Origin of the sequence: Komagataeibacter xylinus NBRC 15237 (genome assembly GCF_001571345.1) — a bacterium.
Taxonomy (GTDB): Bacteria; Pseudomonadota; Alphaproteobacteria; order Acetobacterales; family Acetobacteraceae; genus Komagataeibacter; species Komagataeibacter xylinus.
The window spans coordinates 1-12,762 of the sequence record NZ_BCTP01000019.1 but is presented as its reverse complement, the minus strand read 5'-3'; the positions used below and the strand labels follow the sequence as shown (position 1 = coordinate 12,762).

General features: G+C 64.7%; 16 protein-coding genes. 10 read left to right on the top strand and 6 right to left on the bottom strand.

The annotated features are described in order from the left end of the window. Positions 1–33 precede the first annotated feature (33 nt). From GXY01S_RS09245 to rimI, 5 genes are all read left to right on the top strand, one after another. Positions 34–1,305, top strand: coding sequence for an ATP-binding protein (locus GXY01S_RS09245; protein ID WP_110570412.1), 1,272 nt, complete (start codon positions 34–36; stop codon positions 1,303–1,305). Positions 1,306–1,437: 132 nt separating this feature from the next. Then, positions 1,438–2,001 (top strand): NifU family protein, encoded by a 564-nt coding sequence (locus GXY01S_RS09240; RefSeq protein ID WP_061274391.1) that lies wholly within the window; start codon positions 1,438–1,440, stop codon positions 1,999–2,001. 34 nt (positions 2,002–2,035) lie between these two features. Beyond that, positions 2,036–2,620 carry a malonic semialdehyde reductase gene (locus tag GXY01S_RS09235; protein ID WP_061274389.1) on the top strand — a complete coding sequence of 195 codons (585 nt, stop codon included), beginning with the start codon at positions 2,036–2,038 and terminating at the stop codon, positions 2,618–2,620. Between the two features lie 4 nt (positions 2,621–2,624). Further along, positions 2,625–3,335 carry a tRNA (adenosine(37)-N6)-threonylcarbamoyltransferase complex dimerization subunit type 1 TsaB gene (gene tsaB / locus GXY01S_RS09230; protein ID WP_061274387.1) on the top strand — a complete coding sequence of 237 codons (711 nt, stop codon included), beginning with the start codon at positions 2,625–2,627 and terminating at the stop codon, positions 3,333–3,335. Next, positions 3,332–3,775: a ribosomal protein S18-alanine N-acetyltransferase gene (rimI, locus tag GXY01S_RS09225; protein ID WP_061274385.1), complete on the top strand. Its 444-nt coding sequence runs from the start codon at positions 3,332–3,334 to the stop codon at positions 3,773–3,775. The genes tsaB and rimI overlap by 4 nt, the downstream gene beginning before the upstream one ends. Here the strand turns inward: rimI and GXY01S_RS09220 are convergent. Further along, positions 3,756–4,004 (bottom strand): sulfurtransferase TusA family protein, encoded by a 249-nt coding sequence (locus tag GXY01S_RS09220; RefSeq protein WP_061274383.1) that lies wholly within the window; start codon positions 4,002–4,004, stop codon positions 3,756–3,758. The genes rimI and GXY01S_RS09220 overlap by 20 nt on opposite strands. A gap of 93 nt (positions 4,005–4,097) precedes the next feature. Between GXY01S_RS09220 and GXY01S_RS09215 the strand changes: the two genes are divergently transcribed. The 5 genes from GXY01S_RS09215 to GXY01S_RS09195 all read left to right on the top strand — a co-directional run bounded on the left by GXY01S_RS09215 (position 4,098) and on the right by GXY01S_RS09195 (position 8,204). Beyond that, positions 4,098–4,502 (top strand): MucR family transcriptional regulator, encoded by a 405-nt coding sequence (locus GXY01S_RS09215; RefSeq protein WP_061274381.1) that lies wholly within the window; start codon positions 4,098–4,100, stop codon positions 4,500–4,502. 57 nt (positions 4,503–4,559) lie between these two features. Then, positions 4,560–5,051, top strand: coding sequence for a Fur family transcriptional regulator (locus tag GXY01S_RS09210; protein WP_061274379.1), 492 nt, complete (start codon positions 4,560–4,562; stop codon positions 5,049–5,051). Then, positions 5,048–5,893: a GNAT family N-acetyltransferase gene (locus GXY01S_RS09205; RefSeq protein WP_061274377.1), complete on the top strand. Its 846-nt coding sequence runs from the start codon at positions 5,048–5,050 to the stop codon at positions 5,891–5,893. Before GXY01S_RS09210 ends, GXY01S_RS09205 begins: the two co-directional genes overlap by 4 nt. 36 nt (positions 5,894–5,929) lie before the next feature. Continuing rightward, positions 5,930–7,471, top strand: coding sequence for an apolipoprotein N-acyltransferase (gene lnt, locus GXY01S_RS09200; RefSeq protein ID WP_061274375.1), 1,542 nt, complete (start codon positions 5,930–5,932; stop codon positions 7,469–7,471). Between the two features lie 268 nt (positions 7,472–7,739). Beyond that, entirely contained in the window at positions 7,740–8,204 is a 465-nt protein-coding gene (locus GXY01S_RS09195) for a helix-turn-helix domain-containing protein (RefSeq protein ID WP_061274373.1), read from the top strand. Between the two features lie 7 nt (positions 8,205–8,211). On the opposite strand, the gene GXY01S_RS09190 is transcribed toward GXY01S_RS09195, so the two are convergent. The 5 genes from GXY01S_RS09190 to sdhC form a co-directional block, all read right to left on the bottom strand. Beyond that, entirely contained in the window at positions 8,212–8,877 is a 666-nt protein-coding gene (locus GXY01S_RS09190) for a fused DSP-PTPase phosphatase/NAD kinase-like protein (RefSeq protein ID WP_061274370.1), read from the bottom strand. A 95-nt stretch (positions 8,878–8,972) separates the two neighbouring features. After that, on the bottom strand, positions 8,973–9,755 hold the full coding sequence (locus GXY01S_RS09185) for a succinate dehydrogenase iron-sulfur subunit (protein ID WP_061274368.1): 783 nt from the start codon (positions 9,753–9,755) through the stop codon (positions 8,973–8,975). A 26-nt stretch (positions 9,756–9,781) separates the two neighbouring features. Beyond that, positions 9,782–11,593: a succinate dehydrogenase flavoprotein subunit gene (gene sdhA / locus GXY01S_RS09180; protein ID WP_061274366.1), complete on the bottom strand. Its 1,812-nt coding sequence runs from the start codon at positions 11,591–11,593 to the stop codon at positions 9,782–9,784. Positions 11,594–11,690: 97 nt separating this feature from the next. Beyond that, positions 11,691–12,122 carry a succinate dehydrogenase, hydrophobic membrane anchor protein gene (sdhD, locus tag GXY01S_RS09175; protein WP_061274364.1) on the bottom strand — a complete coding sequence of 144 codons (432 nt, stop codon included), beginning with the start codon at positions 12,120–12,122 and terminating at the stop codon, positions 11,691–11,693. Between the two features lie 2 nt (positions 12,123–12,124). After that, positions 12,125–12,517, bottom strand: coding sequence for a succinate dehydrogenase, cytochrome b556 subunit (gene sdhC / locus GXY01S_RS09170; protein ID WP_082770802.1), 393 nt, complete (start codon positions 12,515–12,517; stop codon positions 12,125–12,127). Positions 12,518–12,762 lie beyond the last annotated feature (245 nt).

Genomic DNA, 12,762 nt, shown 5'->3' with positions numbered 1-12,762 from the left:
ACGCTGTGGCCGCGCGGGCTGGTCGGGCGCGTCATGTTCGTGCTGCTGGTTGCGGTGGCGCTCGTGTTCGTGGGCAGTTCCGTTTTCTATGAGGAAGCCGAGACCTACACCATAGACGACGCCCAGCTTGAACAGGTGGGCGAGCGGCTGGTGATCGATGCGCGCGTGCTGGCGGCAACGCCCACCTCGCAGCGCATGGTGCTCGCCGCCATGCTCTCCACCAGTGATCTTACGGTGGACTGGCGCAATCAGGGCCAGCAGGGCGCGCTCAAGGTCGAGCCGCCCTCGCTGCGCAAGCTGCATGACCGGCTGGCGGGCACGCTGCCGGTGCTGCAGGGCGATGCGCTCAACCTTGCGGGCACCATCATGGGCACGGCGGATGTGCGCGGCACGCTGCGCCTGCCCGATGGCAGCTACATGGGTTTCCTCGCCCCCGATATTCTTGAGCCGCACCATATGCGCCGCGGCCTCGTCTCGGCGGCCATCCTTGCGGGCGCGGTCATCGGGGCGACCGGCATGCTGGTGCGCGCGCTGAGCATGCCGCTGCGCGCGCTGGCCGATGTGGCGGATACGGTGGGGTCTGGCCGGTGGGTACCACTGGCCGACAAGGGCCCGCGTGAGGTGCGCTACCTTGCCCGCGCCATCAACGCCATGCAGGAGCGCATCAACCGCCTGATCGCCGACCGCACCGAGGCCCTCGCCGCCGTATCGCACGACCTGCGCACGCCGCTGGCCCGCCTGCGCCTGCGCGCGGGTTTTCTGGAGGATACGAACGCGCAGAAGGAGATCGAGGCCGACGTGACCGAGATGGAGGCCATGATCGCCGGCGTGCTGGCCTATCTTTCGGGCGAGAAGGACCCCGAGCCCGCGCGTTCGGTCAATGTGGCCTCCATTCTGGCCACGCGCGTGGATGACGAGGCCGATCAGGGCCGCAACGTGACCTATGATGGCCCGGACCAGGCGCAGGCCATGGTCCGCCCGCTGGCGCTCAAGCGCGTGGTGGGCAACCTGATTGACAATGCCGTGAACTATGGCGGCAACGCCCATGTCAGCCTGACGCTGATGGAGGATGCGCTGTGCATCCGCGTGGAGGATAGCGGCCCCGGCCTGCCCGAGGCCGAACTTGACCGGGTCACCACGCCGTTCTACCGCGTTGAGGGCTCGCGCTCGCGCAGCACGGGCGGGCTGGGGCTGGGGCTGGCCATTGTCAGCCGCGAGGTGGCGCGTGGCGGCGGGCGGTTCAGGCTGTTCAACCGGCTGGAGGGCGGGTTGTGCGCGGAAATTGTCCTGCCACGCATGCCGTGATAGGCCACGGGGCATAAATGCACGCCGTGCGTGTGCGTGGGGTTGGATTTGCGCGCGGGCCGATCATATAACAGGACCCGGGAAGTACTTTTGCCTGTCCCCCCTTTCCCGTCATGTCTGGAAGACCGAGCAATGTTCATCGAAACGGAAGACACACCCAATCCCGCCACCCTGAAGTTCCTGCCCGGGCGCGAGATCATGGCCAGCGGGGCGACGGCTGACTTCATCAGCCCCGATTCCGTGGCGGGCCGCTCGCGCCTGGCCGAGCTGCTGTTCGACCTTGATGACGTGGCCCGCGTCTTCTTTGGCAATGACTTCGTGGCCGTGACCCGCGCCGACGCGACCGAGTGGGAGGCCCTGCGCCCGCAGGTGCTCGCGGTGCTGGCCGATTACCTCGCCACCGACCAGCCCGTGGTGGAAAGCGAGGCCGTGGTGGTTGAAGACCTGATCGCGCCGGGGGATGAGGAAATCGTGCAGCAGATCAAGGAACTGCTCGACACCCGCGTGCGCCCCGCCGTGGCGGGCGATGGCGGTGACATCGTCTTCCGTGGCTACCGCGATGGCGTGGTGCGCCTGACCATGCAGGGCGCGTGCTCGGGCTGCCCGTCATCCCGCGCCACCCTCAAGCACGGGGTCGAGAACATGCTGCGCCATTACGTGCCGGAAGTGGTATCGGTGGAGCAGGTAGAGGCCTGATCGGCAGGTCTGCGCGTAAGCTTGGGAATGTTTCATGGCGCTTGATGACGCTGGGCTTGATCTTCTGTTCCGTAACGCACGCACGCCGGTGGCGTGGAATGACCGGCCCGTCGGCACCGATACGCTGCGCCAGCTCCATGATCTGGTGCGCCTTGGGCCGACATCGGGCAACTGCTGCCCCGCGCGCTTCGTGTTCCTGACCACGGAGGGCGCGCGCGAGCGCCTGCGCCCGGCACTCTCGGCAGGCAACGTGCAGCGCATGATGACCGCGCCGGTCACGGTGATCGTGGCGCATGACCCGCTGTTTTTCGAGCGCATGGACACGCTGAACCCGCAGGCCCATGTGCGCCAGTGGTTCGCCGCCGATGTGGGCCTTGCCGAGGAAACCGCCCAGCGCAACGGCACGCTGCAAGGCGGCTACATGATCATGGCCGTCCGCGCGCTTGGCCTGTCGGCGCTGCCGCTTTCGGGCTTCGATGCCGCCATGGTGGAAGACGCCTTTCTGGCCGATCAGGGCTGGCAGGCCAATTTCCTGCTCTGCCTAGGCTATACCGACGGGCCGCCGCCCACGCCGCGCGCGCCGCGCCTGGGCTTTGATGATGCCTGCGTGATTGTCTGATCCCATGCGCATTCTGGTCATGGATGGGGCCGCGACCGGGGCGCAGGCACCGGCCCTGATTGCCTGCCTGAGCGCCGATGTGGCGGGCCTGCCCGCACTCCTCGCCACCCGTATCGCCACCGGGCGCGGCGCTGCCGAGCAGTTTCCGCTGCTGGCCACCGAACTGTTCGCGCAGTGTGGCTGGGGCCATGCCATGCCTGACCTTGCGGGCGTGGTGGTGGGACCGGGGTCGTTTACGGGGCTGCGGGCCTCGCTGGCATTCGCGCACGGGCTGGCGGCGGGTGCGGGCTGCACGGTGGTTGGCGTGACCGGGGGCGAGGTCATGGCCCCGGCCCTGCACGCCGCCGGAGCAGCACTGGGGGCTACGGCCCTGCATTGCACCATGGCCCGCCGGGGCCGCGTATTTATTGAAACGCCGGGCACGGTGTCAGCACTGGGGCAGGTCCGCGCCTGCATGCTTGATGCGCCAGATCTGCCGCCCGGCCCCCTGCTGCTGGCAGGCAACGGGGCGCAGGCCATCATGGAGGCTGCAGGTACGCGCGGTGGCATATATCTGCTGCCCGATCCCCCTCCCGACCCGCAGGCCATCGCCGCCGCCGCCCTGCTGCGCCTGCGTGGGCGCCTGCCCCCCCGCGCGGCCCAGCCGCTTTATGTCGATGCGCCGGAAGCCAAACTGCCCGCAGCCGGCCTGCGCCCGGCCCCTGTCACCCCATGACGGACGCCGCCGTGCTGGCAGGGCAGGCCAGCGTGCTGGCCCGCATCCATGCGGCAGCCTTCCCCCCCGTGCACCGGTGGGACGCGCAGGCCATGGTGGCCCTGCTGGCCATGCCCGGCGTGTTCGTGCTGTTTGCGCAGGGCGAAAATGCGCCCCCCACGGCCGGTTTCATCATGGCGCGCTCTCTGTTTGATGAAGCCGAGATCCTGACCTTTGCCGTGGACCCTGCCTGGCAGGGGCAGGGCATCGGGCGCGACCTGCTGGCGCGGTGCGTCAACGAAGCCGCGCGGGCAGGGGCGGCCCATATGTTCCTGGAGGTGGCGGATGATAACGTGGCCGCGCTGGGGCTGTACCACGCGGCGGGATTCGCGGTGGTGGGGGTGCGGCGGCAGTACTACCCCGATGGCACCGATGCGTGTGTCATGAAGCGGGAGATTTGAGCACGGTCAGCCGGTGGGTTATGCCATCTGTTTCTGTCTGTATTTCTTCCACGACATGACCAAGCAGCTTCAGACTGCGTGAAACATTGTCCAGCGGACCCGCTCCACGCAGGCGGACAAGCAGTTTTTCCCCGGCTGGAAGTCTGTCAAGGGCCAGACGCGTGTGCACGAAAGTCATGGGGCACACTTCATGGGTGATATCCAGTTTGACCATCTCTATATCAGACATATTACCATGAAACCTCTGTTGTGACCGGTTGCGATCCTTCTGGAATTATTTATATAGGATGCATCATTATTCCAGAGTGACAGGATCAGATTAATGGCTGATGCAGCGGCAGAAGTTGAAGTGCGCGAACTCGCTGCCGAAATCGTTTCGGCATATGTCTCGCGCAATGAAATCGACGCGGAGACCCTCCCCGATCTGATTCACCAGGTCTATGAGGCTGTTGCCTCCCTCGGGCGTGCAGAGCCCGTGCCCGAGAAGCCGGTGCCCGCGGTACCGCTCAAGAAGTCCGTCTTCCCCGACTATATCGTCTGCCTCGAGGACGGGAAGAAGCTCAAGATGCTCAAGCGGCACCTCAAGACCGCCTATAACATGACGCCCGATGAATATCGCGAGCGCTGGGGCCTGCCCCATGACTACCCCATGGTGGCGCCGAGCTACGCCAGCCACCGCTCCACCCTGGCCCGCAAGATCGGGCTCGGCACGAAACGCGAGGACTGACCCCGTGCCGGGTGGTCATATGGACAGGTATCGGCCTGATCGGCTACGTCCATAGACATGGCAACAGATCGTAATGGACTACAGACGCGCATCGAGCGCATGTGCATGGAGCGCGGCCTGAAGATGACAGGCCAGCGCCGTGTCATCGCGCGCGTGCTGTCCGAGGCCCATGACCACCCGGATGTAGAGGAACTCTACCGCCGTGCCTCGGCGCTTGACGGGCGCATATCGGTTGCCACGGTGTACCGCACCGTTCGCCTGCTGGAAGAAAACGGCATTCTCGAACGCCGTGACTTTGGCGGTGGCCGCGCGCGCTACGAAGCCACGGAGGAAGGTGACCACTACCACCTGATCGACGTGGAAAGCGGTCAGGTCGTTGAGTTTACTCATGCCGCCCATGCCGAACTGCTGCGTGAGATTACGGCGTCCCTCGGATTCGAGCTGGTGTCCCACCGGCTGGAACTGTTTGCGCGCAGGCTGCCCGACGTGGCACAAGAACAGACGGACCATACGGTGCAAACGGAGCAGAAGGGCGGGTCACGGCCTTGAGTATCGAGAAAACCATACAGTCCCTTTCCACTCTGGACCTCGAGCGCAACGGTTTTCCCGAATTGCGTGGGGGGAATCTTGGCGTCAGGATTGCCGCGACGGATGAAGAGCGCGATGCCGCCCAGGCGCTGCGCTACCGTGTCTTCTATGAGGAAATGGGCGCCCGCCCCGATTCCCGCACCGCGCGGCTCAGGCGCGACGTGGACGAATTCGATGAATATGCCGATCACCTTCTGGTGATCGACCATGCCATCTCATCGGGTGCGAAGGGCGTTGTGGGCACCTATCGGCTCATGCAGGGCGATGCGGCGAAGAAGCTGGGCAAATTCTATACTTCAGGTGAATATGACATCTCGCGCCTGACCGAGTTTCCCGGTCGGCTGCTTGAGGTGGGGCGGTCGTGCGTGGACCAGAACTATCGCGGTCGCGCGGCCATGCAACTGCTGTGGCGCGGCATTGCCTCCTACATTTTCCTGCACCGCATTGACGTGCTGTTCGGCTGCGCGAGCCTGCCGGGCACCAATCCCGATGCGCTGTCCGATGAACTGACCTACCTGTATCACAACCACCTTGCCCCGCCCGCGCTGCGCATCAGCGCCGTGCCCGAGCGCCGGGTGGAAATGCTGCGCTCCGACCCGCAGACCCTCGACCATCGCCGCTCGCTCGCGCGCCTGCCGCCCCTGATCAAGGGCTATCTGCGGCTTGGGGGCTATGTGGGCGATGGCGCGGTGATTGATGAACAGTTCAACACCATTGATGTGGCCGTGCTCGTCAAGAGCGAGCTGCTCGCTGACAAGTATTACCGCCATTACGAGCGCCGCCTGCGTGACGCGCTGGACTAGGCGCGTCCTCCCCCACGGCGCGGGTCGTGGCGCTGCATGAGGTTCCTTCGTGATCTGTATATGAGGCTGTCGCGCCAGCATGGATGGCGCGCGGACCTTGTCATGGTGCTGGCGGGCGGGCTGTACGCGCTGGGCTTTCCGCCCGTGCATGCGGTTATGGTGCTGCCGGTGGCCTTCTGCCTGCTGGCGCTGGCCATTGATCATGCAGCGGGCTGGAAAGAGGCCGCGCGGCGGGGCTTCATGTTCGCCATGGGGCTGTACACCGTGGGCCTGTACTGGCTCATGTACGCCATCCTGATCCGGGCGGATGATTTCTGGTGGCTGGTGCCACTGGCCTCGCCGGGCTGCGCGGTCATTCTGGCACCGCTCAGCGCGTTCTCGGCAGGGGTGAGCCGCCTTGTGCCGCGCGGCACCGGGCGGCTGGTGGTGCTGGCGGCGTTGTGGACGCTGACGGACATGGCGCGGGTTTACGTGTTCAGTGGCTTCCCGTGGAATCCGCCCGGCAGCGTGTGGGCATTTCCGGGCCTTGCGGGGGATATCATGCTCCAGCCCGCCGCATGGATCGGGGTGGACGGGCTGACACTGCTGACCTGCCTGCTCTCGCTTGCGCCGCTTTATGGCTGCACGGGGCGGCTGGCCTGCGCGGGCGTGCTGGCGGCATGGGTGGCGTGTGGCGCGCTGCGGGTTGCCAGCATCCATGACATCTATGGCCATAACCCCGAGGTGGTGCTGGTGCAGGGCAACGTGCCTGAAACCGAGAAAATATCACGCGACTCCGATGTGGCGGTGTTCCGTCGCTATCTGGAGCTGACGCATGCGGGCGTGCAGGCGGGCCTGCGCGAGGCGGATGACAGGCCGGTGGTGTTTGCGTGGCCGGAATCGGCCTTTCCCGGCCTGCTTTTGGAAGATGACATCGCGCGCCCCATGATCATGCAGGCAGGGCAGGGAGCGGCGGCGGGCGTAATCGGCACGCTGCGCTGGCTGGAGGCGGACAGGCACTGGCGCAACAGCATGGTGGCCCTGCTGCCCGGTGGCCAGCCCGGCCCCCCCTATGACAAGGCGCATCTGGTGCCGTTTGGTGAATACCAGCCCGCGTTCCTGCCTTTTCATGTCGTGCCGGGAGATGGGTTGACCCCCGGCCCCGGCGTGCAGACCTGGCACCTGCCGGGTGTTGCCCCGGTGGGGCCGCTGATCTGCTACGAGGTGATTTTCTCCGGTCAGGTGGTTGACCCGCATGATCGCCCCACCTGGCTGCTCAACAGCACCAATGATGCCTGGTATGGCAACAGCGCCGGCCCGCGCCAGCACCTTGCCGCCGTGCGCATCCGCGCGGTGGAGGAGGGCCTGCCGGTGGCGCGTGCCGCCAATACCGGCATTTCAGCCATTTTTGATGGGCGCGGCCACGAACTGGCCCGGCTGGGCTGGGACCGGCGGGGCGTGCTGGTCCATGCCTTGCCTGATGCGCTGCCCGGCACGTTTTTTGGCCATTATGGCCGCCTGGTGCCCCTGTTTCTGGTTGGGGTAACGGGGCTTGCCGGATTGTTGTGGCGGCGGTCAGGTTTTAAAGAAGGTTCCTGAATACCTTTTTAGAGTAAACCCGTTTTTTATTTATGCATTCAAAATGCATGAATATTTTCCTAATTTTCCTCCGCCTGTCGCGGTGGGGAAGTTTTATGCACGCCTGCCCTGTTTGGGCGCAGACAGTGCAGAAAATAACGTATGTATTGTAGTCGGGCTTGCTTTAAAAAAGATTAATGCCCGACCAGCCTCTGGTGGGTATCTGCATGCTCCAGCGGTTTGCGCCGTGTGAGACAGGAAAGGTAAGGCTATTACTGTGATCGGGAAAATGTCTGCTGCGTCCAATCCGGTGGATGTGCATGTTGGCAACCGTATCCGCCTGCGCCGTACCCTGCTTGGCATGTCACAGGAGCGGTTGGGGAATGCCCTTGGCCTCACATTCCAGCAGGTGCAGAAATACGAGCGCGGTCGCAACCGTGTTGGCGCATCGCGACTGTACGACCTTGCCTGCGTGCTCGATGTGCCGGTGGCTTTCTTTTTTGATGGCCTGCCCGATCGTGGCATGGAGCAGGACACGGATGTGGTGGATGCAGCCGCGGGCATGGCCGAGTCCACGGCCTGCGTGGCCCCGATTGCTGGCGTGAAGGAAGCGGGCAGGGCGGCGATGCCCGTCGATGATCTCGCCCTGCTGTCGCGCCGCGAGACGATTGACCTGGTGCGCGCCTATTACGGAATCGAGGATAGCGGCACGCGCCGCCGCGTGCTCGACCTTGTGCGCTCCATGAGCGCGTAAGCGCCGCCTATTCCCGCCGCAGCACCTGGTCGGTCATGAAGGAGGCGATTTTGCCTGCGCGGAAGTCATGGCGCAGGCGGTCTTCATCATATTCCGTGCGCACCCAGTCCATGAAGGGAACGCGCCCTTCCGCTTCTGCCTGATAGCGCAGGAAGAAGGCGTCGAGCACGCCGGTGCGTGATGAATTGAAATGCCCGTTCTTCCATGAAAGCTGGCGCAGCGCCTGCTGCGCCGTGCCACCCTCGAACAGGATGACCAGCCCGGCCGCAAGCCCGGTGCGGTCAGCACCCGACTTGCAGTGCATGAGCATGGGAAAGCGGATATCGTCGCGGTAAATCCGCTCGAAGCGTTCGATGCGGTCGCGGTGGGGGGCGTTGCGGCTTTCAAACGCCATGTCGATATGGCGCAGCCCAAGGCCATGCGCCGCCTCGCGTGAGAGGGCATCGGAGCCGCATTGGCGGTGCCCGCGCAGGTTGACCAGCGTTTTCAGGCCCAGCCTGCGCGTGGCCAGGCGCAGGCGCCACGGCGTGGGGTGGTTGCAGCGATAGACCCGGCCGGGAATGACCGTGCGGAAGTTGGTCCAGGTCTGGCGCAGGATGGCATGGTCAACAAACAGGCTGTCGATCCATGCACGGCTCCGGCCAGCGGGGGTAGACAGGTTTCCCTCAAACACCGGCCTTGTCCTTTCAAACGGGTGGAGACGAAAAAAGCGCTGGATTTGTCACATCCAGCGCTTTCCGCGTCAATCACGAATGAAACAGAGGCCGCTTACGCCTTGCGTTCGAGCTGCAGTTCCTTGATCCGGCTAATCGCCTTGGCAGGGTTCAGGCCCTTGGGGCAGGTCTGGGTGCAGTTCATGATCGTGCGGCAGGCATAGAGCTTGAGCGGATCTTCCAGCGCATCAAGCCGGTCGCCCGCATGCTCGTCGCGGCTGTCGGCAATCCAGCGGTAAGCCGCCAGCAGCGTTGCCGGGCCGAGGTAGCGATCGCCATTCCACCAGTAGGACGGGCACGAGGTGGAGCAGCAGAAGCACAGGATGCACTCCCACATGCCATCAAGCTCGGCACGTTCCTCAATGCTCTGGCGGCGCTCGGAATCGGGCGGCGGCGCGGTGTCGGATTTCAGCCACGGGTCGATCGAGCGGAGCTGGGCATAGGCGCCATCAAGGTCGGGCACCAGATCCTTGATCACCGGCATGTGCGGCAGCGGGTAGATGGCGATATCGCCCTCGATGTCGCGGATGGGCTTGAGGCAGGCCAGCGTGTTCTCGCCCGCGATGTTCATCGCGCACGACCCGCAGATGCCCTCGCGGCACGAGCGGCGGAAGGTGAGCGTGGAGTCCACATCGTTCTTGATGTGGATCAGCGCGTCGAGCACCATCGGGCCGATCTTGTCGAGGTCGATCTCGTAGGTATCGACCACGGGGTTGCTGTCATCATCCGGGCTCCAGCGATAGATCCGGAAGTTCTTGACATTGGAGGCACCGGGAGTGGCCGTGAAAATGCGGCCTTTGCCCACCGTGCTGTTCTTTGGCAGTCTGAATTCGACCATCGTCTCGTTCCTTTTCCGCCGTTACGTCAGTAGACGCGCTTCTTGGGGGGGAAGACCTGCACATCGTCGGTCAGCGTTTTCATGTGCACGGGGCGGTAGCTCAGCGTGACGTCGCCCGCGTCGGTCATGTGGGCGACGGTGTGCTTCATCCAGTTCTTGTCATCACGATCGGGGTAATCGTCATGCGCCTGCGCGCCGCGGCTTTCGTGGCGGGCATCGGCGCCTGCCATGGTTACGGTGGCGTTGGCGAGCAGGTTCTCGAACTCGAGCGCTTCCATCAGGTCACTGTTCCAGATCAGCGAGCGGTCGTTGATCGAGATGTCGGGCAGTTCCGACCAGATTTCCTTGATCTTCTCCACACCCTGCGCCAGGCTCTCGGTATTGCGGAACACGGCGGCGTGCTTTTGCATGGTGCGCTGCAGCTTGGAGCGCATGTCGGCCACATGGGTCTGGCCCTTGGCGTAGCGCAGCCTGTCAAAGCGTGCGATGGCGGCATCACCCGCACCCTCGGGCAGCGGGCGGATCACTTCCTCGCTCTTGATGGTGGCGGCGGCGCGCTGGGCGGCGGCGCGGCCAAACACCACAAGGTCGAGCAGCGAGTTGGTGCCAAGGCGGTTGGCGCCATGCACGGACACGCAGGCCGCTTCACCCACGGCCATCAGGCCGGGCACCACCGCATCGACATCATCAGCCGTGGGGCGGATGACCTCGCCATGGTAGTTGGTGGGGATGCCACCCATGTTGTAATGCACCGTGGGCAGGACCGGCACCGGCTCCTTGGTCACGTCGATGCCCGCGAAGATGCGCGCGGTCTCGGAAATGCCGGGCAGGCGCTCATGCAGGATCTCGGGGCCAAGATGCTCGAGATGGAGCATGATGTAGTTCTTCTCCGGCCCGCAGCCACGCCCCTCGTTGATCTCGATGGTCATGGCGCGCGAGACGACATCACGCGAGGCGAGATCCTTGGCGGTGGGCGCGTAACGCTCCATGAAGCGCTCGCCCTTGGAGTTGGTGAGGTAGCCACCCTCGCCACGGCAGCCTTCCGTCAGCAGGCAGCCGGCAGGGAAGATGCCGGTGGGGTGGAACTGCACGAACTCCATGTCCTGCATGGGAATACCCGCGCGGATCGCCATGCCGCCGCCATCGCCCGTGCAGGTATGGGCCGAGGTGCACGAGTGATAGGCGCGGCCATAGCCGCCGGTGGCCAGCACCACCTTCTGCGCGCGGAAGCGGTGCAGCGTGCCATCTTCAAGGCACCAGGCCATGACGCCACGGCATTCGCCTTCCTCATCCATGATCAGGTCGATGGCGAAGTATTCGACAAAGAATTCGACGTTATGCTTCAGGCACTGCTGGTACAGCGTGTGCAGGATGGCATGGCCCGTGCGGTCGGCGGCGGCGCAGGCGCGGGGCACGGGGGCCTCGCCATAGTTGCGCATGTGGCCACCAAAGGGGCGCTGGTAGATCTTGCCATCTTCCGTGCGTGAAAACGGCACGCCCATGTGCTCGAGTTCCTGCACGGCGGGCACGGCCTCGCGGCACATGTATTCGATGGCGTCCTGGTCGCCCAGCCAGTCCGACCCCTTTACGGTGTCGTACATGTGCCAGCGCCAGTTATCCTCGGCCATGTTGCCAAGCGAGGCACCAATGCCGCCCTGGGCTGCAACGGTGTGGCTGCGTGTGGGGAAAACCTTGGTCACGCAGGCAGTCTTGAGGCCAGCGGCCCCCATGCCCAGCGTGGCCCGGAGGCCGGAGCCACCAGCGCCTACGACAACCACGTCATATGCGTGGTCGACGATCCTGTAGGAGCCGGTGAGTGGTGAAGTGGTCGCGTTCATTTCTTGGACGTGTCCCGATGCTCGTTCGGACGGCCAGCCGGAAGTGCGGCCCGCCGGTCCGCGAATGTCATGTTCTGCTCAGGCGATGGCGCGGGCCTCAGCCCGCGGCAATCGTGCTCCGGCTGCTGCCGGCAAGTGCCAGCTTCAGTACCGAAACGGCGCCGAACAGACCCAGAAGGAAGACGATCCCCTTCATCAGCAGGCCGGCAGGCAGGTGCGCCTTGCCGTGCACGTAGTCATCAATGATGACCTGCAGCCCAAGCTGGGTGTGATAGAAGGTCAGGATCACCAGCGACAGCATCATGGTGGTGTTGAAGGGGCGTGCCCCCCACTTCGCCACTTCCGGCTGCGATGCGCCAGCTAGGCGGAACACCTGGATCACGAACCAGCCCGACAGCGGCACGAGGGCTACCGCCGATGCGCGCTCGGCCCACCAGTGGCCAACACCTGCCTGCCCCGAACCCAGGCCGCGCGCGCGTGAAAGCTGCGAGCGCATGACCGTGACATGTGGCTTTTTTGGATTGCTCATGGTCAGGATGCCTTCTTGCGGGAGCGACAGATCGCAACGCCAACGATACCGGCGACGAGTGCGAGCGTGGTGCCGACCGTGACACCCACGGCAACCGGACCATCCTCGTTGATTTCCTTTTTGGAGAAGCGGTACCCGCTATCCCACGCCAGATGGCGCAGCCCCGCCACGAAGTGATAGACCAGAGCCAGCGCCCAGCCTGCCATCAGCATCTGGCCAAGCGGGTTGCCGGTCACTTTCTGGACCTTTTTGAAAGATTTGGGTCCCTTTGCCGCCGCGCTGATCCAGCACAGGCCAAGCGCCGAACCGCCTGCGGCGGCGACACCGGCGGCGCGGTTCGCGATTGAAAGGAACATGGAAAGACGGAAGCGGTAGACCTGGAGGTGTGGGGACATAGGCCGCCTGGTCAGAGTTCCGTCGCTTCGCTGCCCTACATAGAGCGCATCACGGACATCCTGCATGGTCGTCTCGTCAATTTCCCTGTTATGGCTTCGGTTTGTTCCGTCGCCTTGTCTGAATTCGGTCCTACGCCGCGCGGCGGGCGGGGTCAACGCAGGCGGGGAACACGAGGTTGAGAGACCCAGTCCCCGCCGCAGTGGCGCTACAGCCGCGCCGCGCCGCCGCCACAGGCCCGTTCTTC